This is a genomic window from Wolbachia endosymbiont of Zygogramma bicolorata (assembly GCF_051130665.1).
In the GTDB taxonomy this organism is placed as follows: Bacteria; Pseudomonadota; Alphaproteobacteria; order Rickettsiales; family Anaplasmataceae; genus Wolbachia.
In genome coordinates, this window is sequence record NZ_CP149530.1 from 352,071 (window position 1) to 378,299 (window position 26,229).

The window sequence follows — 26,229 nt, forward strand, 5'->3', positions numbered from 1 at the left end:
CGCCAGCCCCCTTATCATGACAATAAGGGTATTTACGACTCAAAACTTGTTTTTGACCTGCAGGTAACCGTTCACGGAGATAAGGTGGTTTACAAAGTAAGTATAAAAGTGTAAAGAGATAGGAAGCTAAATATGGAATGGGTAAATGACAACAGTGCTGCAAGAAAAGGTTGTAGCAGAAAACGCTAATCTCAAGGAAGAAATAAAAGCACTGATCAGAGAAAATGATAGCTTGAAAGCAAAAATAGTTGAATTAGAAGACAAATTGGGCTTAAATTCGCAAAATTCATCGCTGCCACCATCACGAGATATATATCGTAAGAAAGCAAAAAAGAAAAGTGATAAAAAACCAGGAGGTCAGCCAGGACATAAGGTGCATAAGCGTGAATTAATGGCTGCAGACGAGGTAGTGAGATGCACAATTGATACAATTTGTATGTGTGGAGGTAAGATTACTTTAGAAGATGAAATTATTCATCAGAAGGCAGAGTTGCCAGAAATTAAGCCAATTGTAACTGAGTACAGGTTGCAAAGAGGACATTGTAGAGTATGTAATAAAAGAATTACAGCAAATTTACCCGAAGGTGTTGCAAGAGATTTTCTAGGACCCAATGCTAAAACAGTTATAAGCAGCCTTAGCGGCTTTTTTATTAACTCAAAAAGAGAGGTACAGCAAATTTTGGGCAGTATTTTTAATCTAAATATAAGCCTTGGTTTAGTCTCAAATACTGAACGCAGGGTATCGAAGAAGTGTGCATCTGAATATGAGAAAATGAAGGAAGAGTTGCAAGGAAGCGAGTATTTGCATATAGACGAAACAGGGCACAGAAATCAAGGAAAGAGAGGCTGGAGTTGGGTAATAACAAACAAAGCGTTGACACTTCTGAAGGTAAGCGAGTCTCGTGGTAAGAAGGTGTTGAAGAGTTTACTGCCAGAATATGATGGTATATTTGTGAGCGATAGATACGCTGTATACAATTACTTCAATCATGAAAATAGACAGATATGTTGGGCACATCTGGCAAGAGATTTTGAGAGATTTGCCCATAGTAAAAATGTTGAAGTGAGCAAAATTGGCCAAGCACTAAAATCGCTCAGCAATAAGGTGTTTGTAGTAGATAAGGCAAAAAAACAAAATTTGATAGATAATTTGAGATTTTATCGACTGGTGCGAAAAATTCGGAAAAGGGTAAAACATTTTTTACGTAAAATGACGAGGGTTGCAAATAGCACTCAAGCTTCAAGAATGGCCGCTAAGATGTTACGATCTGAGGATATGATGTGGAAGTTTTTAAGAAAACCTGAAGTGATAGAAACAACTAATAACCTTGCAGAACGGCAAATTAGACGGTACGTAATTTATCGTAAAAACAGCTTTTTCACCTGGTCAGAACGTGGAGAAAGATTCGTGGAAAGAATGTTGTCGATATTTTTGACATCACGTCTAAATGGCCAGAACCCCTTTCAAAAGCTACAGAATCTAGTAGCTGTCACTGCTTAGTTCTTTAATTCATTCTCACAATCCGTGAACGGTTACTTATTTTTAGTGTTAACGTCTGCGTTGTGTTTTAGTAGCACTTTGTGTTATATCAACTTTTCTTCTTATTTAGCAAAGCGCAACGTAATATTGATAATTTTAGTCCTAATATTAAAACAAGTACCCTGTTTACAAGATATTCTACTACTATCAGACTTCCACTTCCAGAGGCATAGCAGTGTGACAGAGTTTTATTATATCCGTTCTTAGTATCAAAACTACCACCTTTTTCAACAAGGTACTCCATTGTATACACGTAATTCTCAACAGCAAGGTCTAATGAAGTGCTATCAACCTTACTCTGAGTATTAATGCTTTTACCAAAATAAGATATTGAACAAAATAATATTGCTCTGTATAGAGCTGAGCTCAACGGAGTACCACCATACCTGCTCTTAGCATTAATCTCAGCATCCTGACTAACAAGATATACTACCACATCCAACATTCCACTGTATACGGCTAAGTGCAATGGAGTATCGTTATATATGCTCTTAGCATTAATCTCAGCACCTTTACTAATAAGGTACTTTACTACATCCAATTTTCCACTGTGAGCAGCTCTATGAATAGGAGTCCAGTTGCTTCTGTTCCTCGCATTAACATCAGCACCTTCGCTGATTAGATATTTTATGATACTCAACTTTCCGTGGTATGCAGCTAAATGTAATGGAGTTACATGATACAGTAACTCTGTAGTATTAACATCAGCACCTTTATTAATTAGATACTTCACCACATCTAGTTCTCCATTATAAGAAGCCAAGTGTAATGGAACCCAATCATCTTCGCTTCTAGCATTAACATCAGCGCCTTCACTAATCAGGTATTTCACTACACTAAAATTCCCATTATAAGAAGCCTGGTGTAACGGAGTTTGACCACGATTGTCCTCAACATTAACAGTTCTTACCAATTTACCTGGGTAATGTCTTTCTACATGTTTTATTATTTCACTAACTGCACCACAATCACCACTTATACCAAATCTCATAAATAAGTAGGCAAATAACTAACAGAACAAATGGTTTTGATCGAACTTTCCGTAATATTACGAATGAATGCACATACAGTATCCTCCAATAAACTAACAGAGTCATATATTCTATTTTTAATGAGATTGTCTTTCAAATATTGCCATAAACGCTCTACTGGATTTAACTCTGGTGAATATGGAGGTAAATAGATTAAGGTAATATTTTGTGGTATTTTTAAACCTTTGGATCTATGCCATCCTGCACAATCCACAACAAGAAATGCCTCCCTTGTTCCTAAATATTGTGACATCTGCTCAAGGAATATATTCATACAATCAGTATTGACGTTTGGTACGAATAAGCTAGAACTCTCTCGATTTCTAGGATTAACTGCACTATAGAGATAAAAGTTTTGCCTACCTAATTTTACCTTAACCTGTGTCCTAATGCCTTTTTTAAACCACCCGTGTCCAATCTTTGAATGTGTGCCAAACCGCGACTCATCGAAGAAAAATAGCTCTTTTTCGGGATACGTGACAATAGTTTCATTAAGATTTTTTTTTAAACTCTTCTTGTTTATTTTTATCCTGTTTATTGTGCACAGGCCTTGGAGTAATATACGAAAAACCTAACTTTTGCATCAGTCTATGTGCTGTAGACTTACTTACCTCAATAGAAAACATTTTCTCAATTATGATTTTTAATTTCTTAGCCGTTAGGTTGGCTCCTTCTTCTGCTATGACATTTTTAATTTCTTCTTGCTGCTTGTAGCTCAACTTCGGCTTTACTCCACGTCCTGGTTGTATTTTAAACGCATTGACTCCTCCTTCCTTAAATCTTGTAATCCACTTCATCAATGTAGTTCTAGTAATTCGGTATATTTGAGCAACTTTTGTTATTCCATATTCTTTTGCAGATATTATTGCCTGTAATCTTCTTCCTATCTCTCCTCTTATGCCGTGCTTCTTTAATTCCAGGTTACACTTATTATATAATTCTTCTCCTATTGCTTTACTTTTTCCTGCCATAACTCCCCACTAATTCTTAAATTATTCTATTTTAGAAATTTTTCTTTATTCCTCTATTTATTTTTAGGAATTGGTATTACAGCAAGAAAGTGTAAAGGAGTGATTTTCTTTGTAGAAAACAGTCCTCTATACATATAAGATGAGTTAAAGTAAAAATCATCAATCAACTTATCATGTGTACTTACATATCCCCAAACAGATGCAATATGACTTACATTCTTTTGTTCTATATTACTGTTATTTATTAATTCTAAGGACTTTCTTAAAATTTCTTCTTCTCTGCCTTTCTCTTGTAATTTTAATCTATTCACTTCTTGCATTAATCTGTAAATGTCTGCTACCTCTTCTCCTATTCTATTGACTTTTTCCTCTATTCTATCTGCTTTTTCATTTACTTTCTTTACTTCTTCCTCTATCTTACCTAAAGTACTAGCCCACAGCTCAACTTCTCAAAAAAGTTCTTCTCCTTCTTTGTACGAAAGAGGACGCGCTTTTATATCTTTTACCCAGTCTGATATTTTTTTTAGAAGATTATTACAAAAGATTTGATTGTCACCAATATAGTCAAACTTTTTGTTCAACCTACTACTCAACTTACCTAGCAATAATTCTCTTAGCTGAGCTTCATGGGGTAAGTTAACGACGAACACCAGTTCATTTAAAAAGTCCTCTATCTCTTTATTGCTGACTTCCTTGCCTATCTCACGCTTTATAAAATCCATATTTTGTTTCAAGTATTGAGCAACACTACCATCTGAATCACTAATTCTATATCTTGCACTATCACCTATATCCAGAAACTCATCTTTTGTGTCTATCCTTACAAATGAAAGTTCTTTTCCTTTATTCTTTCCACTCAACATCATTCTCAGCTTTCTTACTGGATAAAGTATCGAATCCGTGGAATCAAAATCAGCATTTGTAACAATGACAAAATCCTCTATTTCACCCTCAAACTCTCCATTATCTTTGATCTTTAAATAAGCAATTAGATATTTTATTAAGCTAAACGCACCACCCTTTTCCCGTGTTAATAATTTACCTATGCTGATTTTTTTGTGCCTACCTTTCTTATGCTTGATTTGTATGAATCTATGTACTATCTTTCCGTCTTGTTCATAACGAAGAACGATATCATCAAAATCTTTGGCTGACTCCTTCTCTGTGAATAGGCGAAAAGAATATTTCCTATCTACTGCACGTTTAGGAAACAGCATTAGCCATCCCACTTGGTACATAATACCAGGAAAGGTGCATTTAAACACTGAGCAGGACGATCTTTCAAGCATCCTCAACCTCACATAATTTTAAAAATAGTACCGACAAATGGTAAAAAAGTTATATGTCATGATATACAGATATCGTAACAAAGACCTTGGAATATCTACGAGATGTGCTGTTATGTAAATAAAAAAATGTGACTAATTACTTAATCTTTCACTCAAAATTGAATTCACGATATCAGGGCTGGCTTTTCCCTTGGTAAGTTTCATAACTTCGCCAACAAAGAATCCGTATAACTTTGTTTTACCGCTTTTGTATTCTTGAACTTTATCTTGGTTGCTATTGATGATTGTGTCGATAATTTCCGATATTTGACCTCTATCGGTTATTTGCTTTAGGTCTTGCTCTTCTATAATTAGAGATGCAGGTTTGCCAGTTTCAAACATAATATCAAAAACTTGTTTACCAAGTTTAGCAGAGATCGTTCCATCAACGATAAAATCTAAGAGTTCTGACAAAGCATTTGCTTTGATTGGGGAGCTCACAATATCAATATTTGCTTTATTTAAACGACCGAAAAGCTCTACAGTTAACCAGGTGACCGCGAGCTTTGAATCATGTTTTTTTATCAATTCCTCAAAGTAATCAGCAATCGCCTTATCGGAAGTAATGACGTTTGCATCGTATTCATTGATACCTAATTCCTCAATGTATCGCAGCTTTTTTTGATCTGGCAACTCGGGCAAAGATGATTGAATTAAATCAATTTTCTCCTGGCTTACCTCAACAGGTAATAAATCAGGCTCAGGGAAGTATCTATAGTCGCTTGCATCTTCTTTGTTTCGCATCACTTTTGTTTTTCCCGAAGCAACGTCAAACAATAAGGTATCTTGACTTATTTCTTCCCCACCTTCTAAAATTTCAATTTGTCTTTGTATTTCATAGTCTATAGCTTGCACAACATAACGTATCGAGTTTAGATTTTTTATCTCACAACGAGTGCCAAATGTGCTACTGCCTTTTAGGCGGACAGAAACATTTGCATCACAACGAAGTGATCCCTTTTCCATATCACCATCACATGAACCAATGTAACGCAAAATCTGCCTCAATTTTTTCATGCATTCTGCAGCTTCCGCAGATGAACGGAAATCTGGTTCTGAAACAATTTCCATTAAAGCAACCCCTGCACGATTTAAATCCACATAAGTTTTGCTTTCCTCATGAACGCTCTTTCCTGCGTCTTGCTCTAAATGAATTCTCGCAATTCTTATTTCCTTTTCATTGTCGTTGATAAATACTCTACCATTTTTAACTATTGGCTCAAAAAACTGGGTTATCTGGTAACCTTGCGGTAAATCAGGATAAAAATAATTTTTCCGATCAAAGTAAGAACACTTATTAATTTCTGCAGAAAGTGCAAGACCGGTGCGTATTGCTTGCTCTATGCAGTAATAATTTAGTATTGGCAGCGTACCTGGCATTGCCGCATCAACTAGAGAAACTTGAGTGTTATGCTCAGCACCAAACTCCGTTGATGAGCTAGAAAATAGCTTCGTATTAGAAGAAACTTGAGCGTGCACCTCAAGCCCAATTACCGCTTCCCAATCCTCTTTCGTCATGTATTTTATTTAAATGATAATCTTAATATTCTGCAAAATTAACACAAAAAGTCAAAACAAAACCCACATTTTTATTTTTTGTCTTAACTTTTTAACCTATAGTAATTAAAATATGACCTTACCCAGAAAGAGTGAAGAGAAAGAAAAGGCGTTTTTTTATAATAAAAATGTTTTTTCAAAAGGAGTAGTAATGACAAAAAGAAGAGAATATACAGTTGAGTTTTAATTAGAAGCTGTGTATTAAACAGCGTAGACATTCTGCTATTAATTATTGCATTCCTGAGCAATTTGATTCATTATTCTTTTTGTAAAAAATTTTCTTGACTTTCTCTCTACTTTTTCTGGGTAAGGTCACTTTAAAGGAAGTCTAATAGATGCTACATAGAAATCCAGATGAGTTTCTAAAGTCTATTCCAAAAGATAAGCGCATAATGTGCCTTGACATGGGAGAAAAGCAAATAGGCATAGCATTTAGCGATAAAACACAGCTTATAGCCACAGCTCATAGTGTATATTATAGGAAAAATATGAGCAAAGATTTAGGTTATCTGCATAGAATATTCAAAGAAAATGAAGCTGGATCAATGGTAATAGGACTACCATTAAAAATGGACGAGCAAGAAACTAAATGGTGTAAAACCATAATCCAATTCGCAAATAAAATAATAAAAAAATATAAAGTACATATATACTTACAAGACGAAAGCTTCTCAACATCTATCGCAACTCATACACTAAAAATCACTGGAATATCAATCACAAAATCGAAAAAAATAGATGATAAAATCTCCGCATGTATTATTTTGCAACGAACGTTAGACAAGATAAATACAATCAAATAGTTTTTTCAGATCTGGAAATCTTCAAACTGAATCTCATATAAAAGTTACTCAACAAAACAAGAACCTTTCGTATAAGCATGACAAATTGCTACAGCAAGAGCATCAGCAGCATGGTGACATTTTATACTCAAATTTTTAACTATTTGCTTCACCATAAATATAATCTGATCCTTATCAGCATGGCCATTTCCGGTAATGCTTTTTTTTACATAGTTTGCATCATATTCATTCATAGTTAGCTTTGTTATTTTTAACGCTAAAATTACAACCCCTCTTGCATATCCTAAAGTTAGTGAAGATTTAGGATTTTTATTAACAAAAATTTTTTCTACTGCAGCTTCATTCGGAGAATACTGAAATATTACTTTCTTTAATTGTTCAAAAATTATATGTAAGCGTTCACCTGTACCCAATTTACCATCAGTTGATATGGTACCGCCGCCCAAAAATTCAATATTATTTTTCTCGTTCAGGCTGATAATGGCCCAACCAGTCTTGCTTATCCCTGGATCTAGACCTATTATTTTAACCACTTAATAAACGCTTAACCAATAGACAAACAAAAATAAAAACATCCAGACTACATCTACAAAGTGCCAATACCAGGAGGCAAACTCAAAGCACAAATGGTCCTGAGGTGTAAACTGGCCTTTCCGCGCTCTAAATAAACACACTGATAAAAATATTATTCCTATTATAACGTGTGCGCAGTGAAAACCGGTAATCATATAAAAATTGGATGTATAAATAAGCTTTTCTCCTGTTTCTTGTAGAGAAAAACTCGCTTCATGATACTCTATTGCTTGCACTATTATAAAAAAAACCCCAAGCAATATAGTTATGGACAGCATTTTAATCATGCTCTTTTTATCATTTTCAAGTAAAGAATGATTTGCCCAAGTAATTGTTGTACCAGAAAGCAATAATATTAATGTATTCATGAATGGTAGTGACCACGGATCAGGTGGCAAAATTCCCTCAGGGGGCCATTCAACTTTTTTTGCAGGAGAAAACGCCTCAAATAAAAAAACTGGATCAAGCCAGGCTTTAAAGAATGAACAAAAGAACACTATAAAAAATACGACCTCCGAGAGAATAAATAAGTACATTGCAAATTTGAGTCCATGTTTTACAATGGTAGTATGACATTTATCATAAATGGCCTCCCTTATTACATCTCTCCACCAATAGAACAGCACCCCTGATACTGCGGAGATTCCCAGAACTAAACAAAACATTCCGAAAATTTGTTTATGAAGCGCGCCAACTAATCCAAGTGCAAGAATAAGAATTGCTGCTGATATAGCAATTGGCCAAGGACTTGGATCCACTAAATGAAAATCATGTTCTTTACTTTTCATAGCATTTTAAAAAATACTTATTAAGGATACAAATTAGCTTAAAATTGTCAATGTTCCTTAGGAAATTGATTGAATCTTGAAAAATTATATGCACCGTTCAAAAAATCTAACACAAATTGTGCAGTTATTCTAAACAACTCAAGCATTTTGCTCTTTTCATTTTCTCTTGCTCTGCTGCAATATCCATCAATAATATTTTCCAAAATAATGCATCCAGACTTTACTGAATCACTGTAACAAAAATAAAACCAATCCCTATATCTATTATTTTTTTTGAATCTATTTTTCATGCTATCAACGACAGTCTTGTATATAAACATGCAAGAATACAAAACCGTCATAGCCTCATAGGTATTACTATACGAGATGGATAAAAGAAAATTAGTGAAATTAAAACACTCAAGAGATTTCTTTCCACGACTTATACTGTACATAGTAAAGTAGTAGTCATATAGCACTCTATTAACAGTCACTGCTCTTTGGGCTACTTCAGTAAGCGAGATAATACTACTATAATCTTCCATTCTGGATGCAGTAATTAAGGTGGTACGAATATAATCACCTAAGAGCAACGTCTTTTGTTGAGCATAGAATTTGAAGTTCTCTATATTTAGGGTGTTATTCGCCAACTTAACATTAAAAGGATGCTCAATTATATCCTTTAAAAGATTTGACCCGTAACAGCTCCTAATTATGCCACTGAACACTGTAGTTACCGATAAAGATCAAGTCAACGTAAATAATCCGCTGCTAATATTCTTTGCTAGATATATTAGAGTAATACATCTCATCCCAGAATATTACCTCAAGTTCTAATCCGTTACGAAAAAACTCGAGCATCTTTTTCTTCTCCTTATTACTAGATTCTCTATACAGCTTATTCACAATCTCAGTTATAGCATCAGCTGTGTTATCCACTATATTAGTATTATAGAGATTAATCCATTTTTTATACTTATTGCTTGAAGGAATGCTATCTTTTACCGTATGTTGAAAGGTGATCTGACACATACCAAAACATGGATAAGAAGCTGCTAAGCCTTCAGCTACTGAATTATGGTATGCAGCACGCATGAAGAAATCAATAAAGGCAGAACTAGATTTCGATCTTTTGTGATTATCGGATGAGTTACATTCTGTAAACTGCTCCTCGCATAGACTTCGCATACTGAATATTTTACGAGCTATAAAGGTTAATTTATCCATTGTTTCAATATCATTAGCTCTAGCTGCAATAATTAAAAAAGCACGAGTGCAATCCACTAAGCATAAAAAAGTCTGTTGAACGTAGAACTTGAACTTCTTATAACTTAATTTGCCATTCATCAATTCAACATAAAAAGGATGTTCTTCTATTCTATCAATAAGATCAGATGATTCTTTTATAGCTATGCTACAGAATTCTTCTTCTATTACGTTATACATTTTATGAGCCTCACAATAAAAACTGAATATAATAATTATCACTAATATAGTATAATTATTATGAAAAAGCAATTATACTTCAACAATAAGCTAGTATATAAATATGAGGCTGTAAATCAAAAATTTTAGCAATCTAAAGAAATTTTACTATTACCTTCTATATTGAATTCTTTACAAAGATCAGCAGACAAGTTCATGCTTTCCCAAGAAAATCCACCGTCATTTTCTGACTCTTTACCAAAATGTCCATAACAGGCTGTACGTTTATATATAGGGCGATTAAGCGATAAATGCTTGATTATGCCTTTTGTTGATAAATCTATACTATTCTCGATAAACTCTTTAATTACTCTTTCCTCCACCGCATTCGTACCAAATGTATCAATATAGAATGAAGTAGGTTTTGATACACCAATTGCATAAGAAAGCTGCACAAGACAACGTTCAGCTAAACCTGCAAAGACAATATTTTTAGCAAGGTATCTTGCCATATAAGCTGCAGATCTATCAACTTTGGTTGCATCTTTTCCGGAAAATGCCCCTCCACCGTGTGGAATATAACCTCCATAGGTATCAACCATAATTTTTCGTCCGGTTAATCCACAATCACTAACCGGTCCACCAATAACAAATCTACCAGTTGGATTGACTAAGAGATTTTCCTCAGGACATATCCACCCTTTAGGTAAAGATGAAACTATGTAAGGATAAATTATTTCTTTTACTTTTGATTGATCCAAATCCTCAGGGTGCTGTATTGAGACAATGATACTTTCAGCACGTACCGGGAGGTTATTCTCATATGCCAAAGTGATTTGTGATTTTGCATCCGGACCAAGCTTTGCTTCTTTAACTGCGCTCATGATATTTTTCAGAATCGAGTGTGCATAAAAAATGGGTGCTGGCATAAGGTTTTCTGTCTCTGTTGTTGCATAGCCATACATTATGCCCTGATCGCCAGCACCTTGATCCAACCCTATTGCAATGTCATTTGATTGCTCATGCAGCAGTATATTTACCTTCACTTTTCTCCAGTGGAAACCATCATGCTCATAACCAATATCTTTTATTGTATTCCGTACAATACTTTCAATCCTGCTATTTTTGATGTTAGGTCCGAATACTTCCCCAGCTATAATAACGTTATCTTTGGTGACTAAAGTCTCTATTGCAGCTCGCGCAAAAGGATCAGTGAAAAGGTACTCATCAAGTATTGCATCTGAAATTTGATCTGCTACTTTATCTGGATGACCAGCAGCCACTGACTCACTGGTTACTAAATTTTTATATAAACTCATGCTTTAGGTTTCTGCTTATACAATACCAAAACCGCTATAAAAACACAGTTAGTAATTACTAAATGGTGGGTCTGGGAAGAGTTGAACCTCCGACCTCACGCTTATCAGGCGTGCGCTCTAACCACCTGAGCTACAGACCCCTGATTTATTCAAGCTGAAGCTTTCATATTATCTGTAGGCAAGATATCAATAAAAGTCTTTTTATTTGCTGACCTTCTAAAGCTGACCCAGCCTTCTACTTTAGCAAAAATCGTATGATCTTTACCTATACCAACATTCTTCCCAGGATGGAATTTTGTGCCTCTTTGGCGCACAATTATGTTACCAGGAATAACCTTCCCATTCTTCTTTATTCCTAACCTACGACCTGCTGAATCTCTACCATTACAGGAACTACCACCTGATTTTTTAGTTGCCATATCTTACCTCTTACTTTTGAAGATTAATTTCATTGATACGAAGAACAGTTATATACTGCCTATGACTAGTCTTTCTACGGTAATTTTTTCTTCTTTTCTTCTTAAAGATTATAATTTTTTCTCCTCTACACTGCTCCAATACTTCAGCTTTAACAGTAGCATTAGATGAATAAGATAAGCCATTATTTGAAATACAAATCACCTTATTGATTTCTACCTCTTTTTTTTCTTCAACTTCTAACTTCTCTACTTTTATTATACTGCCTTCTTTTACTAAATATTGTTTTCCACCAGTCTCAATTACTGCAAACATGATAAATATAAATTATTGTTATTAACTTTAATCGTAAACGATGTCATATATGCTGTCAATATAAATAAAAAACATGACTTAATGCTCCTTCTGAGCTACTTAAATACTTCTATCTTTTTTCACCTTGTTATCTGCTTTTTCTCAGACAATAATTAATTCTCAAAAAATCTTGTTTTGAACAGAAGCAAAACTTGATCATTTTTAATCTCCCTCACTTTGCTTTTGCGGTAGGTCTCTAATTAAAACTCCATAATACGGCTTATTAATTATCTAGCAAAAATTCAGCTTCAATTTGAAAAAAGTACAACCTGTTGCTATTCAGCTGGGGTTTTATAAGTTATAATTTATTCCAAGCTCAAATCCATGATTATAATCTTCAAATGCTTTCAATAGACTATAACCAGCAAAAGCACTTGTCCTTGAAGAAAGCGGAAGGTCCAGACCAGAGCTTATTTTATATGAGAAACCAAATTCTAACTTACTCAAATCGATAGCAGCGCCTATACCAACATTGACATACGGAGTGATATCCGTGTTTGTAAACTCGTAATGATAACATAAATTTGCTAAAATTCCTCCTTGCAGTCTATATTTAAAAATATTTGCAACTGAAATCATAGGCTCAACTGAAATTTTTACGCTGTTTGTGTAGTGATAACCGATACTATGACTAAAATTGCCAGAACTGTATGACGAAGAAGTATAGATCCTATCTCTAACCCAATCAACTCCAAAACATGGTACTGACAAAGAAACAGCAGGCAATATAGCTACTAAGGTAAGTAATTTTTTCATTTTTACCCTCCAAATATTGATATACGCATGTATACAAATATAAGCATTAAAAATAATATAATTACAGCGAATTACTTTATTCTCTTAATCACCTGCTTTTCTCTTGCTATTGCAAGGCTTTTTTCTGGTACATCTTCCACTATAACACTACCTGCCGCAATTACAGAGTCATCATGAACATTAAGCGGTGCAATGAGTGAGCTATTGGCACCAATAAAGCAATTGCTTCCTATGTTCGTTTTATGTTTCTTTTTCCCATCATAATTACAAACAATAGTACCTGCTCCTATATTACTCCTCTGCCCTACTTTAGCATTTCCTATATAACTTAAGTGTTTTATTCTAGTGTTTTGACCAACTTCACTTGTTTTCACTTCCACAAAATTTCCTATTTTTGCCTTATTACCAATTGTTGTGTTTCCGCGTATTCTGGTAAATGGACCGACCTCAGCATTACTTTTAATTAAGCAGTTTTTTAAATGCGAAAATGGCAGTATTTTCGCACCAGACTCTATTTTCACTCCAGTACCGAAAAAAACATATGGGTAAATAACTGAATCTCTGGCAATTTGCGTATCAAGAGAAAAGAAAACAGTCTCTGGAGCAACAAGCGTTACTCCAGAGTTGGTAAAAAATTTTCTTTTGTTTTCTTGAAAGTAAAATTCAGCTTTTATAAGGTCATTTCTGTTATTTATTCCCGTTGCCTCTTCTCCACCGGTAATAACGTAACCGACATTTAAATTACTCTTCACTGCAATGGAAACTATATCGGTCAAATAATATTCATGAGTTGAGCTATTGCACTCTATTTTCTCCACCAATTCACGTAAATTCTTTGCACATGCAACCATTATTCCAGCATTTGCAAGAAACTCTTCATGATTATTTTTATCACTCTTTGCTTCTACGATTTCTCTTAAGGAACCATTCTCAATAATTAACCTACCGTATTCTTTATTGCTTGTCCTAAAACCTAGGCAAACTAGAGCCTTGCCTTCTAAGCAACTAACCATTTTAGTTATTGTGCTGCTTTTTATGAGTGGGGTATCTCCATACTGCACAATAATTATGCTCGAATCTGGCAATTCTTTCAGGTTTCTCATCGCAGTTTTGACTGCATCTCCCGTGCCAAGTGTTAATTCTTGTGTAATTAACTGTATATCCTTAAAGCACTTTAGTCTTTCAATTAAAGGCAGATCAACTACAACAGCAATATTTTCAGGATTTAACTGTTTTGCATTGTAAATGACATGCTGGAGCATGGAAAAACTGCCTATTTTGTGTAGGACCTTAGGCAAATCTGAATTCATCCGCCTGCCATGCCCTGCAGCAAGTATAACGAACGTATGAGTTTTACTTATCACTTATCTTAAAGATGAAAAATGAAAACCGTAATGATCAAGCCAGCTGATTTTGTTGTCATAAAAGCTCCTTAAGTCGCTAATTTGATATTTTAGCATTGCAAGCCTTTCTATACCAATGCCAAACGCAAAACCGCTGTATTTAGTGTGATCTATTCCAACATTTTGAAATACATTTGGATGCGTCATACCGCATCCCAGTACTTCTATCCATTTACTACCTTTATAACTTATGTCCACTTCTGCAGAAGGCTCGGTAAAAGGGAAAAAACTATTACGAAAACGTATCTTCAGCCCTTTATCTCCAAAAAACTTATTAAGGAAGTGATGAATAGTAAATTTTAACTGGCCCATATTGACATTCTCATTGACATATAACCCCTCTATTTGATGGAACATAGGGGTGTGAGTTGCATCAAAGTCGTTTCTGTATACTCTACCAGGAGATACGATTTTAATCGGAAAAGTTTTCGCTTTTTCCATAGTTCTGATCTCCACAGATGAGGTATGAGTGCGCAGCACCATTCTTTTGTCGTTTATTTTATTCTTTAAGTAGAAGGTATCTTGCTCCTCCCGCGCAGGGTGGTGACTTGGAGTATTCAGTGCATCAAATACATGAAATTCATCTTCAATGTCAGGGCCATCAACTGCTTTAAAACCCATATGTGCAAAAATAAGCTTTACTTCATTTAGAACCTTACTGAGTGGATGGACCTTGCCCATTTTTTCTGGTCTAACGGGCAACGTGATATCAACCGCCTCGTTCTGCAATTTAAAGTTAACTTCTTCGGCTTTTAGTGCATTTTCCTTATTCATTATAAGCTGATCTAGCTTATTACGTAAAACGTTGATAACTTCGCCTAAATTGCGCTTTTTTCCTGCGTCTTCTATCTCTTTTAAGTTGTCAAAATAAGCTTTAATTACACCCTTTTTTCCCAAATATGATAGCCTGACTTTTTCTAAATCTTGTAAAGAAGAAGCATTCTCAATTTCAGAGACCGCTTTATCTTCAAGTGAAGGTATTTCATTCAGTAGCTCTTTATTCATCTTAGAAACGCTGGCTTAAACTTTAATTATAGTAAAATCTTGAATAGCATCAACAATCTAAAAACTGTCCCATTTTGATTATTAATTTATTCACCAATTAGTTTTTTTTATTTACCTTTGCGTTGATGAATTTGCTGTATCAACCATGCACAACAGTGACACTGAAACTGATAATAAGTACAAAATAGAGGATTTACCTAAGTTCTTTAAGGAAAGATCCAAAAACATAAGTAAAGCATTTTCTAGCAAAATAATTAAGATCAGTACCATTCGCTCGAGAAGTATTGAAAGTAATATACAAGAATTTTCATTTGAGCTAACAGCAACAGGTAAAGACACCTTTAATACAAGACCATTTCAAATAAAATCTTTAATTGATTTTTTTAAAATCTGCCTTTCTCGGGAAAAAAATTTTACAGTCAACATAAAAGTACCAAAAGAAAGCAGTGAATTATATAATAACTACTGTAAAACTAATAGTGATAAAACTGTAGAAGAATTCGTAAATAATGCTCCGTCTCAAATCCTTCTGCAAGGAATAACAATCATACTACAAACAAATGTTAAAGACATTAACTTAGATAATTTGCACCAAATAGGGTCATTTTTAAATGAAAAGCTAAAACATGCAGAAAAAACTGAAAATGAGGAACAGAGTCAAGTTACACTACAAGTAAAAGAAGCAGAAAATAAAGACAGACAAGAACAGAGTGAAACTAAGCAAAAAAACGCACAAAATAGACAAATTGTACCATTTACAGGCTCGTTTGGCTTTAACGTAGCAAGCAAAGTAAATTGTAAAGCTCCAGTGGTTACTGCTGCAATAAAAGCTAATATACCAAAATATAGAGTCTTCCTTCCCTTATCCAATTTTTTTAATGATGTAATAAGGTTATCCCTTTTAAGAACACCAAAACCTTCTATACAGAGCAACAATATACCATTTGGTGTCATTCCAGCGCTTGACGCTGGAATCCAGAAAAAAAAAGAAAAATGGACCCCAGTGTCAGCTACTTGGATGACAAGTAGTATAGGAAATCCAATACCTCAAGGAGCAGAACAGAATGTAGGTCAAACTACTTCGCACACAGAGTATTTTAAGGCTAACAGAAAAAAGAAGTCAAAAAAGCAGACCAAAGAACTATCAGAGAAAGAAAAACAATTAGCCATAAAACAAGCACAAAATGATGCTAGAGTAGCTATGTTAGATAACCAGATTGAGCGCAGGGGAAAAAAACTCGATGAAATATTTATTGAAGTGATGAATGGATACAAAAATCAAGATCCAGAAACATTTCGCAATGTTTTTAACTCAATATTCAATATTGTTTATTTTCAAGATAAACAATTACATGAAATATTAGAGTCAGGTGAGATATCAGAAGTATTAGAAATACTAGAAATACCACAACCAGCTGGCAAGTCTTCTTTTCCAAAAGAGTATTTACATAAGCAAGTATATAAAAAAAAAGAGCAATTGCTCAAATTAGTTTCAGGTGTTTATATACAACAACCTCCTACGCAACATGAAAATACTCCTCATAAATCTACAAACCCTTTACCAATAAATAAATCTAAAGATCCTTCACCAGCAACAAATGAAGCTAAAACTCTACCACCTACTAACATTACACTCAAATCACCGTTAAAAACTGTATTTTCCTCAAAAAAGGCTTATTTTTGTCTATTTATAATAGTAGCATCTGCATCAACACTTTGCTTATGGCATTTTCCATTAGGAAAAGTGTCAATGTTAAAAGGATTAGTGCCACCAGAAAAAAGAGAAAATATTGGGTTAGCGTTGAACATAGGGTTACCAACATTGATTACATTATGTGTTTTGAGTTTAGCTTACTTTATATATTCTGAATATTCTATAGAATCTGTTAAGCAAGTAAGTGAAAACGATCCCCTTTCTCGCGCCTATAGCTAGTGCAGGCTCAGTTTTCCTACGTCATACCGTCACGGTATCTCTAGATCCCGCTAACACGTAGCGGGATGACGAGCTTATCTTCATGCCGCCGCGAACCGTCATACCGCGATTCATTCGCGGTATCTCTAGATCCCGCTAACAAGCAGCGGGATGACGAATTTGTCGTTTTTTAAATTGTCGGTAAACCAGAATTACTTTAGCTATAACAAAATAGAAATAAGTTGTTGTAAAAAATTTTTCATGGTAAAATTATTTATTTTCACCATATGTTTAAAGGAATTATCACAGATATCGGAACTATAACTGATACTACCACTCACTCCAATTCTTTCCATATCAAGGCACAAAACTTGTCCTCTATAAATAAAGGAGATTCAATAGCTTGCTCTGGTGTATGTTTAACTGTTGTGAACATACTGAACGATGTATTCACAGTTCAAGTGTCTCAAGAAACTATGAAGGTTGCTAACTTAAATACGTGGAGAATAGGAAAAAAAATAAACCTAGAACAAGCAATGCGGCTAAGCGACAGAATCGATGGCCACTTGGTTCAGGGTCATGTTGATGGGGTAGTAAAAATTTTAACAATTAAGCGAAATTTAGATTCTCATGAAATCAAACTATCGTGCCCACAAGAATTAATTAAATTTGTTGCAAAAAAAGGCTCCGTTACACTAGACGGGGTTTCCCTCACAGTGAATTCAGTTATTAATCAGGAATTTATAGTAAATATAATTCCCTATACATGGGAAAATACAACTTTTCAGTACAACAAAATAAATGATTATCTGAATTTAGAAATTGACATGATCGCTAGGTATTTAGATCAATTGATGCAGCATAAATACAATTAATTTTACAACCTTGTTATTTACAACTATTATATCTTGAAAACCATATAGATATAAAATATGCTTTTCGATAGCCTAATTATCTTCATTGTTGTTCTATGCGTAATAATCTCGGTAACTAGAGGTTTTATAAAAGAGCTATGCGCACTAATGTTTCTATTTTTATCAATTTTTCTGACAGCTAATCACTATGATTTTTTCACTCCAAATTATAGTAAATATTTTGATTCTAAAGTTATACTAAACATACTTTCTACAATCTCTGTATTTATTATACTTAATCTTATATTCATGATAATAAACAACTGGCTAATGTACATATTATCACCCATAAGGTTGGGGTTTATCGATAGAGTTACTGGAATCTTTCTCGGAGTGCTTAAAGGAATATTGCTCTCTTATGTATTATTTTTTGCTGTGCACTTATATTGCTACACAGTATATGACAAAAAAGAATATGGCAAAAAAGAGGAACATTCTGAAATAAAAGCAGAAGACATATTGCCTAATTGGATAATAAATTCACACTCTTATCAGGCTTTATTTGTGACAGCAGAAGAAGTAATTGACATGTATGTACCAGAGTCGTTGATACTAAAAATAAAAGAGATCGGTGGAGAAATGGTTGATCAAGAAAAACCCAAAAACAATAAAAAAGAAGAGTAAATATTTATTTATAAATATGTTCATTAGGAGTATTCAAAAAGCCATATGTGTCAGGTTAGTAACCGTTCACGGAGATAAGGTGGTTTACAAAGTAAGTATAAAAGTGTAAAGAGATAGGAAGCTAAATATGGAATGGGTAAATGACAACAGTGCTGCAAGAAAAGGTTGTAGCAGAAAACGCTAATCTCAAGGAAGAAATAAAAGCACTGATCAGAGAAAATGATAGCTTGAAAGCAAAAATAGTTGAATTAGAAGACAAATTGGGCTTAAATTCGCAAAATTCATCGCTGCCACCATCACGAGATATATATCGTAAGAAAGCAAAAAAGAAAAGTGATAAAAAACCAGGAGGTCAGCCAGGACATAAGGTGCATAAGCGTGAATTAATGGCTGCAGACGAGGTAGTGAGATGCACAATTGATACAATTTGTATGTGTGGAGGTAAGATTACTTTAGAAGATGAAATTATTCATCAGAAGGCAGAGTTGCCAGAAATTAAGCCAATTGTAACTGAGTACAGGTTGCAAAGAGGACATTGTAGAGTATGTAATAAAAGAATTACAGCAAATTTACCCGAAGGTGTTGCAAGAGATTTTCTAGGACCCAATGCTAAAACAGTTATAAGCAGCCTTAGCGGCTTTTTTATTAACTCAAAAAGAGAGGTACAGCAAATTTTGGGCAGTATTTTTAATCTAAATATAAGCCTTGGTTTAGTCTCAAATACTGAACGCAGGGTATCGAAGAAGTGTGCATCTGAATATGAGAAAATGAAGGAAGAGTTGCAAGGAAGCGAGTATTTGCATATAGACGAAACAGGGCACAGAAATCAAGGAAAGAGAGGCTGGAGTTGAGTAATAACAAACAAAGCGTTGACACTTCTGAAGGTAAGCGAGTCTCGTGGTAAGAAGGTGTTGAAGAGTTTACTGCCAGAATATGATGGTATATTTGTGAGCGATAGATACGCTGTATACAATTACTTCAATCGTGAAAATAGACAGATATGTTGGGCACATCTGGCAAGAGATTTTGAGAGATTTGCCCATAGTAAAAATGTTGAAGTGAGCAAAATTGGCCAAGCACTAAAATCGCTCAGCAATAAGGTGTTTGTAGTAGATAAGGCAAAAAAACAAAATTTGATAGATAATTTGAGATTTTATCGACTGGTGCGAAAAATTCGGAAAAGGGTAAAACATTTTTTACGTAAAATGACGAGGGTTGCAAATAGCACTCAAGCTTCAAGAATGGCCGCTAAGATGTTACGATCTGAGGATATGATGTGGAAGTTTTTAAGAAAACCTGAAGTGATAGAAACAACTAATAACCTTGCAGAACGGCAAATTAGACGGTACGTAATTTATCGTAAAAACAGCTTTTTCACCTGGTCAGAACGTGGAGAAAGATTCGTGGAAAGAATGTTGTCGATATTTTTGACATCACGTCTAAATGGCCAGAACCCCTTTCAAAAGCTACAGAATCTAGTAGCTGTCACTGCTTAGTTCTTTAATTCATTCTCACAATCCGTGAACGGTTACCCCCCGGTATGGTGTATCCCTTGAGGTTCATCAATAGCAATTAGCACTATATACCTTGGGTCAAGCATGGTTAGCACTCCTATAAATGACGCTATGTTTGCATCTTTGCTATATTTACCATCTACAACTTTTTCCGCCGATCCAGTCTTTCCCCCTATTGAATATGCCTTCATTTTTGCTTTTCTGCCAGTGCCATCTGTTACTGCTGCGCGTAATAATTTTCTCATTTCCCTGGAAGTTCTTCTTGAGATAATTTGCTCTCCTATACTTCTTTTATTCAACATCAAGGTTGCGTTATGAAATACCCCATTGTTGATTAATGCTGCTGCAGTTTGTGCAAGATGTATAGGAGTTATACCAATTCCTAAAAATAAATAGAGGAATAAAGAAAAATTTCTAAAATAGAATAATTTAAGAATTAGTGGGGAGTTATGGCAGGAAAAAGTAAAGCAATAGGAGAAGAATTATATAATAAGTGTAACCTGGAATTAAAGAAGCACGGCATAAGAGGAGAGATAGGAAGAAGATTACAGGCAATAATATCTGCAAAAGAATATGGAATAACAAAAGTTGCTCAAATATACCGAATTACTAGAACTACATTGATGAAGTGGATTACAAGATTTAAGGAAGGAGGAGTCAATGCGTTTAAAATACAACCAGGACGTGGAGTAAAGCCGAAGTTGAGCTACAAGCAGCAAGAAGAAATTAAAAATGTCATAGCAGAAGAAGGAGCCAACCTAACGGCTAATACCAAATCTCATAAATAAGTAGGCAAATAACTCACAGAACAAATGGTTTTGATCGAACTTTCCGTAATATTACGAATGAATGCACATACAGTATCCTCCAATAAACTAACAGAGTCATATATTCTATTTTTAATGAGATTGTCTTTCAAATATTGCCATAAACGCTCTACTGGATTTAACTCTGGTGAATATGGAGGTAAATAGATTAAGGTAATATTTTGTGGTATTTTTAAACCTTTGGATCTATGCCATCCTGCACAATCCACAACAAGAAATGCCTCCCTTGTTCCTAAATATTGTGACATCTGCTCAAGGAATATATTCATACAATCAGTATTGACGTTTGGTACGAATAAGCTAGAACTCTCTCGATTTCTAGGATTAACTGCACTATAGAGATAAAAGTTTTGCCTACCTAATTTTACCTTAACCTGTGTCCTAATGCCTTTTTTAAACCACCCGTGTCCAATCTTTGAATGTGTGCCAAACCGCGACTCATCGAAGAAAAATAGCTCTTTTTCGGGATACGTGACAATAGTTTCATTAAGATTTTTTTTTAAACTCTTCTTGTTTATTTTTATCCTGTTTATTGTGCACAGGCCTTGGAGTAATATACGAAAAACCTAACTTTTGCATCAGTCTATGTGCTGTAGACTTACTTACCTCAATAGAAAACATTTTCTCAATTATGATTTTTAATTTCTTAGCCGTTAGGTTGGCTCCTTCTTCTGCTATGACATTTTTAATTTCTTCTTGCTGCTTGTAGCTCAACTTCGGCTTTACTCCACGTCCTGGTTGTATTTTAAACGCATTGACTCCTCCTTCCTTAAATCTTGTAATCCACTTCATCAATGTAGTTCTAGTAATTCGGTATATTTGAGCAACTTTTGTTATTCCATATTCTTTTGCAGATATTATTGCCTGTAATCTTCTTCCTATCTCTCCTCTTATGCCGTGCTTCTTTAATTCCAGGTTACACTTATTATATAATTCTTCTCCTATTGCTTTACTTTTTCCTGCCATAACTCCCCACTAATTCTTAAATTATTCTATTTTAGAAATTTTTCTTTATTCCTCTATTTATTTTTAGGAATTGGTATAAGAAGCAACAAACGGACAATAGAGTCGTAGCTCTCAATATATTAGACCAAAACTTTATTGTCGATCAACCAAATAAAATATGGGATTACTTATATAAAAACCAAAGAAGGATGGCTATATTTGGCAGGATCTATATTCACGCATGGTAGTTAATGAGCAGTTCAATAAATAAACAATTGGTTGTTGACTCTTTATTGATGGCCGTTAATAAGCGCAAACCCGATAAAAATCTGCTGTTACATAGCGATCAAGGGTCACAGTATACCTCTCAAAATTACCAATTTCTATTGAATACAAAAAACATCATTTCCAGCATGAGCCATAAGGGATGTTGTTACGATAACTCTGTTGCAGAAAAGTTCACTCAAAAGGGAGCTGCTTATTGATACTTTTCGCTCAACAAACCAGAACTGCCATATTTGAATACATAGAAATCTTTTATAACAAACAACGTAGGCATTCTACTATTAATTATTGCATTCCTGCACAATTTGATGCATCATTCTCATGACAAAAACGTCTTAACTTTCTCTCTACTTTTTCTGGGTAAGGTCAGATAAAGTAGAACCACCAAGTGAAAAATATATGCTAATTAGTACAACATCAGAGCTGGAAGATACGTGTGAAGAATTAATAGCAAAAAAGCCGAAATTTATAGCAGTTGACACGGAGTTCATTAGAAATAATTTAACCTACTACCCAAAATTATCGTTAATTCAAATTTCTTACGGAGAGAAGAGTTTTATTGTAGACGCATTAGTGCCAGAAATTGATTTATCATTCATTAAGAAAATAATGCTAAATCAGGGGATAACCAAAGTGTTTCATAGCTGCAGGCAGGATATAGAATCCTTACTCACTGTGTTTAAATGTATTCCCACTCCCATTTTTGATACCCAAGTTGCCGCTATGTTTTGTCATTATTATCATGACTTTATTGGTTACTCAAAAGTAGTAGAGCAATATCAAGGAGTAGTGCTGGATAAAATTAAAGCTAAAAATTCAGATTGGTTAAGGCGTCCGTTGTCCGAGGATCAGTTAGACTATGCAATAAACGACGTGGTACACCTATATGACTTATACCAAATATTGTGCAATAAACTTGAAGAAAATAATAGGATGTGTTGGTTTCAAGAAGAGATGGAATCAATAGTTAATATAAATAAGTATTTACATAGTCCAAAAGATGCATGGAAGAGAATTAAATTTAATTATGAAACAAATCCAAGATTGGTATTAACTGTTAAAGCAGTTAGTGAATGGCAAGAGACCTTAGCACAGCGCTATAATATGAATCGTAGTAAAGTAATTAATAATGCTGTAATAGCTGGTTTTATTGAAAAAAATGTAGAGCATGTTGATGAGATTTTAGATGATCTCAAGAGGAATGCAAAAAATATAAAAGATGCAGATTTACTAGAGTTTGTGAATATTTTTAATGAAAATGAAAAAAATTGGATGCAGCAAAACAACATCTTACCGAATAATTATGACAAATCTGTATTCGATATACTCTCAATTATTTTAGATAGTAAATGTAAAGAAAGTAACATATCAAGGAAATTAGTTTCTTCAAAAGATGAGTTAACCGGGTCAATATCTGGGCAGATAGATAAACTATTCAAGGGGTGGAGATACGATTTTTTTGGCAGGTCAGTTGAATCATTTTTGAACACAAGCTCAAAATTTGAGATTTCAGCAGTGAAATCCGCAAATAATACAACTAAAATTCGGAGTAATTTGGTGGAGAATAACTGTTGCTAAAGTAACTTAGATTTATCGACAATCGTCATTCCGCTGCTTGTTAGCGGGATCTAGAGATACCGCGGCGGTATGGCGGTTCGCGGCAGTATGAAGATAACCTCGTCATCCCGCTGCTTGTTAGCGGCCAAGAGATACTGCGGCGGTATGACGTAGAGCTACGTGTTGAGGTTTAATGAATCCACTATTTTTTTTATTTGAGAAAAAACATACTCTTTGCTTACACTGGTGTCGATAATAAAGTCACTCATCTTCCTTTTCTCCTCAATAGATAACTGAACATTGAAGATTAAATTTAGCTTTTCTTTATCTATGTTGCGTTCGTTAAGTCTTTGAGCTTGCACAACGCTATCTGCATAGATAAAAATAATAAGGTCACAGTATGAATGAAATTTTGTTTCTAATAGAAGTGGCACATCTAAAACTAAAAGCTTTCTATCGATCTTTTTTTCCTTGGCAATAAAAAATTCTAATTCACGCAGCACAGCAGAGTGAACCAAAGATTGAAATTGTTTCCAATTTTCATCGTAGGCTAAGAAATATTTAGACAGTACTGTTCTACCTATTTCACCATTTACTACCACTCCAGGAAAATTTTTTTCTGCATAACTTATTATGCTTTTATCCACTTTATAAAGTTGGTGTACAACAGAATCAGCATCAAACACAGCAGCACCAAACTCTTGAAAGCAATTAGCTACAAAGCTCTTTCCTACCCCAATTCCGCCTGTTAGACCTATGATCATATAGCAAAATACATTAGACTTCTTTCGAAACTATATTACAGTAGCTGCTGTGTCTACTCAAAACCCAAATTTGGCTATGCAGAGGCTCTGATGATAAAAGAAAAAATAAACAGCTATTATTTTTTTAGTAATTAAGTAAAATAGAGTGAAAGATTGCGAGGAAGTTTTGAAAAATAAGATAAAAAAGATAGTAATTTCAGGAAAGGAAGTGTGGCCAATCATTGAGGGCGGCAAAGGCATCGCAATCAGTGATGGAAGGTCAAGTGGAGCATTTGCTGCAGCAGATGCTGTGGGTACGTTTTCTGGTGCAAATGCTAAGCTTATTGATGATAATGGTGAGTTAGTGCCGCTGATTTACAAAGGCAAAACAAGAAATGAAAAACACAGTGAATTGATTGAGTATAGTATTAAAGCTGGAATCAGTCAGGCAAAAATAGCGAATGAAATATCAAAAGGTCATGGAAGAATACATATGAATGTGCTTTGGGAGATGGGAGCAGCAGAACGCGTGCTTCATGGCATATTAGAAAAAGCAAAAGGCTTAGTTCATGGTATTACCTGCGGTGCTGGTATGCCTTATAGGCTTGGAGAAATTGCAGCTAAATATCAGGTTTATTATTACCCTATTGTCTCATCGGTGCGTGCTTTTAAAGCATTATGGAAGCGTACTTACCAAAGAATATCTTCCTGTTTGCTTGGTGGAGTAGTGTATGAAGATCCATGGCTTGCTGGAGGGCACAATGGACTCAGTAACAGTGAAGACCCAGAGCTACCACAGGCTCCATTTGAAAGAGTTGCAGAGCTTAGATCTTTCATGAACGAGATCGGTCTTTCAGAAACACCAATTGTTATGGCAGGAGGAGTGTGGCATTTGAAAGATTGGGAACATTGGTTTGACAATCTGCAAATTGGACCAATAGCTTTTCAGTTTGGCACTCGTCCACTTTTGACGAAAGAAAGCCCAATTTCTGCAGAGTGGAAAAAGAAGCTACTCACTTTAGAAGAAGGTGATGTATTTTTAAATAAATTCAGTCCAACAGAGTTTTACTCATCTGCAGTAAAAAATAACTTCATACGTGAGTTGCAGAAACGGAATTCACGTCAAATAAAGTTTTCAGAAAATGCCAGCGAAGAATTTAGTAGTGAATTTGCAATGGGTAGCAGAGGTAGGAAGATCTACCTTACTTCAAAAGACAAAGAGCTGGCAAATACATGGACTAAAGCAGGGTATACAGAAGCAATGAAAACTCCAGATACAACTGTTATTTTTGTGACGCCAGGCAAATTTGCAGAGATAAGACAAGATCAAATCAATTGTATGGGATGCTTAAGTCATTGTTTGTTTAGCAATTGGAAGGATCACGGCGACCATTCAACAGGACGAAAGCCAGATCCACGGAGTTTTTGTATACAAAAAACACTGCAAAACATTATACATGACGGCAATATTGAAAATGAACTCATGTTTTCCGGGCACAATGTGTACAAATTTAAGCAAGATCCGTTTTATGAGAATGGCTACGTACCGACAGTAAAAGAGCTGTTGGAAAGGATATTAACTGGGTATTAAGTTATGGTTGATTTGACAAGAAGACGTTACTTTGTTATAATAAGTATTTATTAATTTAGTCTTAACTT

28 protein-coding genes, 1 tRNA gene and 1 pseudogene are annotated in these 26,229 nt (G+C 34.7%); 11 read left to right on the plus strand and 19 right to left on the minus strand.

The window, feature by feature from the left end; translation table 11 throughout:
* Nucleotides 1-145 precede the first annotated feature (145 nt).
* Nucleotides 146-1,501 carry an IS66 family transposase gene (gene tnpC / locus WKH12_RS01565; protein ID WP_434732115.1) on the plus strand — a complete coding sequence of 452 codons (1,356 nt, stop codon included), beginning with the start codon at nucleotides 146-148 and terminating at the stop codon, nucleotides 1,499-1,501.
* Between the two features lie 88 nt (nucleotides 1,502-1,589).
* Here tnpC and WKH12_RS01570 read toward each other — a convergent pair whose 3' ends face one another.
* From WKH12_RS01570 to gatB, 5 genes are all read right to left on the minus strand, one after another.
* On the minus strand, nucleotides 1,590-2,531 hold the full coding sequence (locus WKH12_RS01570) for an ankyrin repeat domain-containing protein (protein ID WP_434732471.1): 942 nt from the start codon (nucleotides 2,529-2,531) through the stop codon (nucleotides 1,590-1,592).
* Nucleotides 2,528-3,542, minus strand: a protein-coding gene (locus WKH12_RS01575; protein ID WP_434732009.1) for an IS630 family transposase whose coding sequence is annotated in 2 segments (ribosomal slippage) — nucleotides 2,528-3,076 and nucleotides 3,078-3,542 — 1,014 coding nt in all. Because the reading frame shifts where the segments join, the coding sequence is not laid out codon by codon here. Before WKH12_RS01575 ends, WKH12_RS01570 begins: the two co-directional genes overlap by 4 nt.
* 53 nt (nucleotides 3,543-3,595) lie before the next feature.
* Nucleotides 3,596-3,862 (minus strand): hypothetical protein, encoded by a 267-nt coding sequence (locus WKH12_RS01580; protein WP_434732472.1) that lies wholly within the window; start codon nucleotides 3,860-3,862, stop codon nucleotides 3,596-3,598.
* A gap of 129 nt (nucleotides 3,863-3,991) precedes the next feature.
* Nucleotides 3,992-4,759: a hypothetical protein gene (locus WKH12_RS01585; protein ID WP_434732473.1), complete on the minus strand. Its 768-nt coding sequence runs from the start codon at nucleotides 4,757-4,759 to the stop codon at nucleotides 3,992-3,994.
* A gap of 204 nt (nucleotides 4,760-4,963) precedes the next feature.
* Nucleotides 4,964-6,388 (minus strand): Asp-tRNA(Asn)/Glu-tRNA(Gln) amidotransferase subunit GatB, encoded by a 1,425-nt coding sequence (gene gatB / locus WKH12_RS01590; protein ID WP_434732474.1) that lies wholly within the window; start codon nucleotides 6,386-6,388, stop codon nucleotides 4,964-4,966.
* Nucleotides 6,389-6,762: 374 nt separating this feature from the next.
* Here gatB and ruvX point away from each other — a divergent pair, with 374 nt between their 5' ends.
* A complete protein-coding gene (gene ruvX / locus WKH12_RS01595) occupies nucleotides 6,763-7,230 on the plus strand; it encodes a Holliday junction resolvase RuvX (protein WP_253309368.1) in 468 nt (155 codons plus the stop codon).
* Between the two features lie 44 nt (nucleotides 7,231-7,274).
* Here ruvX and ruvC read toward each other — a convergent pair whose 3' ends face one another.
* The 11 genes from ruvC to pheS all read right to left on the minus strand — a co-directional run bounded on the left by ruvC (nucleotide 7,275) and on the right by pheS (nucleotide 15,249).
* Nucleotides 7,275-7,763, minus strand: a complete 489-nt coding sequence (gene ruvC / locus WKH12_RS01600; protein ID WP_253309367.1) for a crossover junction endodeoxyribonuclease RuvC — start codon at nucleotides 7,761-7,763, stop codon at nucleotides 7,275-7,277.
* Complete coding sequence (locus tag WKH12_RS01605; RefSeq protein WP_341822789.1) at nucleotides 7,764-8,591, minus strand: cytochrome c oxidase subunit 3; 828 nt, start codon at nucleotides 8,589-8,591, stop codon at nucleotides 7,764-7,766.
* Between the two features lie 47 nt (nucleotides 8,592-8,638).
* Nucleotides 8,639-9,298 carry a TenA family protein gene (locus WKH12_RS01610; protein ID WP_264731414.1) on the minus strand — a complete coding sequence of 220 codons (660 nt, stop codon included), beginning with the start codon at nucleotides 9,296-9,298 and terminating at the stop codon, nucleotides 8,639-8,641.
* 43 nt (nucleotides 9,299-9,341) lie between these two features.
* Nucleotides 9,342-10,016: a TenA family protein gene (locus WKH12_RS01615; RefSeq protein ID WP_353288874.1), complete on the minus strand. Its 675-nt coding sequence runs from the start codon at nucleotides 10,014-10,016 to the stop codon at nucleotides 9,342-9,344.
* A 125-nt stretch (nucleotides 10,017-10,141) separates the two neighbouring features.
* Nucleotides 10,142-11,314: a methionine adenosyltransferase gene (gene metK, locus WKH12_RS01620; protein ID WP_434732475.1), complete on the minus strand. Its 1,173-nt coding sequence runs from the start codon at nucleotides 11,312-11,314 to the stop codon at nucleotides 10,142-10,144.
* Between the two features lie 63 nt (nucleotides 11,315-11,377).
* Nucleotides 11,378-11,454 (minus strand) — tRNA-Ile (locus WKH12_RS01625).
* Between the two features lie 9 nt (nucleotides 11,455-11,463).
* A complete protein-coding gene (gene rpmA / locus WKH12_RS01630; protein WP_096617064.1) occupies nucleotides 11,464-11,733 on the minus strand; it encodes a 50S ribosomal protein L27 in 270 nt (89 codons plus the stop codon).
* A gap of 10 nt (nucleotides 11,734-11,743) precedes the next feature.
* Complete coding sequence (rplU, locus tag WKH12_RS01635; protein ID WP_434732476.1) at nucleotides 11,744-12,046, minus strand: 50S ribosomal protein L21; 303 nt, start codon at nucleotides 12,044-12,046, stop codon at nucleotides 11,744-11,746.
* 330 nt (nucleotides 12,047-12,376) lie between these two features.
* On the minus strand, nucleotides 12,377-12,841 hold the full coding sequence (locus WKH12_RS01640) for a P44/Msp2 family outer membrane protein (RefSeq protein WP_434732477.1): 465 nt from the start codon (nucleotides 12,839-12,841) through the stop codon (nucleotides 12,377-12,379).
* Nucleotides 12,842-12,912: 71 nt separating this feature from the next.
* A complete protein-coding gene (glmU, locus tag WKH12_RS01645) occupies nucleotides 12,913-14,205 on the minus strand; it encodes a bifunctional UDP-N-acetylglucosamine diphosphorylase/glucosamine-1-phosphate N-acetyltransferase GlmU (RefSeq protein WP_253307320.1) in 1,293 nt (430 codons plus the stop codon).
* A complete protein-coding gene (pheS, locus tag WKH12_RS01650; protein ID WP_264735885.1) occupies nucleotides 14,206-15,249 on the minus strand; it encodes a phenylalanine--tRNA ligase subunit alpha in 1,044 nt (347 codons plus the stop codon).
* Between the two features lie 145 nt (nucleotides 15,250-15,394).
* Here pheS and WKH12_RS01655 point away from each other — a divergent pair, with 145 nt between their 5' ends.
* From WKH12_RS01655 to WKH12_RS01675, 5 genes are all read left to right on the plus strand, one after another.
* The gene (locus WKH12_RS01655; RefSeq protein WP_434732478.1) at nucleotides 15,395-17,182 is read left to right on the plus strand and encodes a hypothetical protein; all 1,788 of its coding nucleotides are present in this window, start codon (nucleotides 15,395-15,397) and stop codon (nucleotides 17,180-17,182) included.
* A gap of 266 nt (nucleotides 17,183-17,448) precedes the next feature.
* Nucleotides 17,449-18,036: a riboflavin synthase gene (locus WKH12_RS01660; RefSeq protein WP_434732479.1), complete on the plus strand. Its 588-nt coding sequence runs from the start codon at nucleotides 17,449-17,451 to the stop codon at nucleotides 18,034-18,036.
* 57 nt (nucleotides 18,037-18,093) lie between these two features.
* A complete protein-coding gene (locus WKH12_RS01665; protein WP_253307316.1) occupies nucleotides 18,094-18,699 on the plus strand; it encodes a CvpA family protein in 606 nt (201 codons plus the stop codon).
* A 140-nt stretch (nucleotides 18,700-18,839) separates the two neighbouring features.
* Nucleotides 18,840-19,550, plus strand: a complete 711-nt coding sequence (locus tag WKH12_RS01670) for a DUF6444 domain-containing protein (RefSeq protein WP_434732480.1) — start codon at nucleotides 18,840-18,842, stop codon at nucleotides 19,548-19,550.
* A gap of 18 nt (nucleotides 19,551-19,568) precedes the next feature.
* Nucleotides 19,569-20,195, plus strand: a complete 627-nt coding sequence (locus tag WKH12_RS01675) for an IS66 family transposase (protein WP_434732481.1) — start codon at nucleotides 19,569-19,571, stop codon at nucleotides 20,193-20,195.
* Nucleotides 20,196-20,227: 32 nt separating this feature from the next.
* Here the strand turns inward: WKH12_RS01675 and WKH12_RS01680 are convergent, their stop codons facing one another.
* Nucleotides 20,228-20,650 carry a penicillin-binding transpeptidase domain-containing protein gene (locus WKH12_RS01680; RefSeq protein ID WP_434732678.1) on the minus strand — a complete coding sequence of 141 codons (423 nt, stop codon included), beginning with the start codon at nucleotides 20,648-20,650 and terminating at the stop codon, nucleotides 20,228-20,230.
* A gap of 12 nt (nucleotides 20,651-20,662) precedes the next feature.
* Between WKH12_RS01680 and WKH12_RS01685 the strand changes: the two genes are divergently transcribed.
* Nucleotides 20,663-21,001 (plus strand): helix-turn-helix domain-containing protein, encoded by a 339-nt coding sequence (locus tag WKH12_RS01685; protein ID WP_434732329.1) that lies wholly within the window; start codon nucleotides 20,663-20,665, stop codon nucleotides 20,999-21,001.
* Here the strand turns inward: WKH12_RS01685 and WKH12_RS01690 are convergent.
* Nucleotides 20,992-22,006, minus strand: a protein-coding gene (locus WKH12_RS01690) for an IS630 family transposase (protein WP_434732009.1) whose coding sequence is annotated in 2 segments (ribosomal slippage) — nucleotides 20,992-21,540 and nucleotides 21,542-22,006 — 1,014 coding nt in all. Because the reading frame shifts where the segments join, the coding sequence is not laid out codon by codon here. The two genes, WKH12_RS01685 and WKH12_RS01690, sit on opposite strands and share 10 nt — an antisense overlap.
* Nucleotides 22,007-22,083: 77 nt before the next feature.
* On the opposite strand from WKH12_RS01690, the pseudogene WKH12_RS01695 reads away from it, so the two are divergent.
* Both WKH12_RS01695 and WKH12_RS01700 read left to right on the plus strand, forming a co-directional pair.
* Nucleotides 22,084-22,595: pseudogene (locus WKH12_RS01695) on the plus strand (IS3 family transposase); the annotation flags it as partial.
* A gap of 74 nt (nucleotides 22,596-22,669) precedes the next feature.
* Complete coding sequence (locus WKH12_RS01700; protein ID WP_434732482.1) at nucleotides 22,670-23,848, plus strand: ribonuclease D; 1,179 nt, start codon at nucleotides 22,670-22,672, stop codon at nucleotides 23,846-23,848.
* 155 nt (nucleotides 23,849-24,003) lie between these two features.
* On the opposite strand, the gene coaE is transcribed toward WKH12_RS01700, so the two are convergent.
* Nucleotides 24,004-24,591, minus strand: a complete 588-nt coding sequence (gene coaE / locus WKH12_RS01705; RefSeq protein ID WP_253307192.1) for a dephospho-CoA kinase — start codon at nucleotides 24,589-24,591, stop codon at nucleotides 24,004-24,006.
* Between the two features lie 166 nt (nucleotides 24,592-24,757).
* Here coaE and WKH12_RS01710 point away from each other — a divergent pair, with 166 nt between their 5' ends.
* Nucleotides 24,758-26,161 (plus strand): NAD(P)H-dependent flavin oxidoreductase, encoded by a 1,404-nt coding sequence (locus tag WKH12_RS01710; protein WP_434732483.1) that lies wholly within the window; start codon nucleotides 24,758-24,760, stop codon nucleotides 26,159-26,161.
* Nucleotides 26,162-26,229 lie beyond the last annotated feature (68 nt).

Excerpts from the sequence above, each read along its gene's own strand:
- WKH12_RS01660 (WP_434732479.1), top strand. The coding sequence starts at position 17,449 with ATGTTTAAAGGAATTATCACAGATATCGGAACTATAACTGATACTACC.
- gatB (WP_434732474.1), bottom strand. The coding sequence starts at position 6,388 with ATGACGAAAGAGGATTGGGAAGCGGTAATTGGGCTTGAGGTGCACGCT.
- pheS (WP_264735885.1), bottom strand. The coding sequence starts at position 15,249 with ATGAATAAAGAGCTACTGAATGAAATACCTTCACTTGAAGATAAAGCG.
- WKH12_RS01640 (WP_434732477.1), bottom strand. The coding sequence starts at position 12,841 with ATGAAAAAATTACTTACCTTAGTAGCTATATTGCCTGCTGTTTCTTTG.
- rpmA (WP_096617064.1), bottom strand. The coding sequence starts at position 11,733 with ATGGCAACTAAAAAATCAGGTGGTAGTTCCTGTAATGGTAGAGATTCA.
- WKH12_RS01570 (WP_434732471.1), bottom strand. The coding sequence starts at position 2,531 with ATGAGATTTGGTATAAGTGGTGATTGTGGTGCAGTTAGTGAAATAATA.
- WKH12_RS01665 (WP_253307316.1), top strand. The coding sequence starts at position 18,094 with ATGCTTTTCGATAGCCTAATTATCTTCATTGTTGTTCTATGCGTAATA.
- WKH12_RS01615 (WP_353288874.1), bottom strand. The coding sequence starts at position 10,016 with ATGTATAACGTAATAGAAGAAGAATTCTGTAGCATAGCTATAAAAGAA.
- WKH12_RS01585 (WP_434732473.1), bottom strand. The coding sequence starts at position 4,759 with ATGCTGTTTCCTAAACGTGCAGTAGATAGGAAATATTCTTTTCGCCTA.
- WKH12_RS01685 (WP_434732329.1), top strand. The coding sequence starts at position 20,663 with ATGGCAGGAAAAAGTAAAGCAATAGGAGAAGAATTATATAATAAGTGT.
- tnpC (WP_434732115.1), top strand. The coding sequence starts at position 146 with ATGACAACAGTGCTGCAAGAAAAGGTTGTAGCAGAAAACGCTAATCTC.
- WKH12_RS01700 (WP_434732482.1), top strand. The coding sequence starts at position 22,670 with ATGCTAATTAGTACAACATCAGAGCTGGAAGATACGTGTGAAGAATTA.
- WKH12_RS01655 (WP_434732478.1), top strand. The coding sequence starts at position 15,395 with ATGCACAACAGTGACACTGAAACTGATAATAAGTACAAAATAGAGGAT.
- metK (WP_434732475.1), bottom strand. The coding sequence starts at position 11,314 with ATGAGTTTATATAAAAATTTAGTAACCAGTGAGTCAGTGGCTGCTGGT.
- WKH12_RS01580 (WP_434732472.1), bottom strand. The coding sequence starts at position 3,862 with ATGCAAGAAGTGAATAGATTAAAATTACAAGAGAAAGGCAGAGAAGAA.
- WKH12_RS01670 (WP_434732480.1), top strand. The coding sequence starts at position 18,840 with ATGACAACAGTGCTGCAAGAAAAGGTTGTAGCAGAAAACGCTAATCTC.
- coaE (WP_253307192.1), bottom strand. The coding sequence starts at position 24,591 with ATGATCATAGGTCTAACAGGCGGAATTGGGGTAGGAAAGAGCTTTGTA.
- WKH12_RS01605 (WP_341822789.1), bottom strand. The coding sequence starts at position 8,591 with ATGAAAAGTAAAGAACATGATTTTCATTTAGTGGATCCAAGTCCTTGG.
- rplU (WP_434732476.1), bottom strand. The coding sequence starts at position 12,046 with ATGTTTGCAGTAATTGAGACTGGTGGAAAACAATATTTAGTAAAAGAA.
- ruvX (WP_253309368.1), top strand. The coding sequence starts at position 6,763 with ATGCTACATAGAAATCCAGATGAGTTTCTAAAGTCTATTCCAAAAGAT.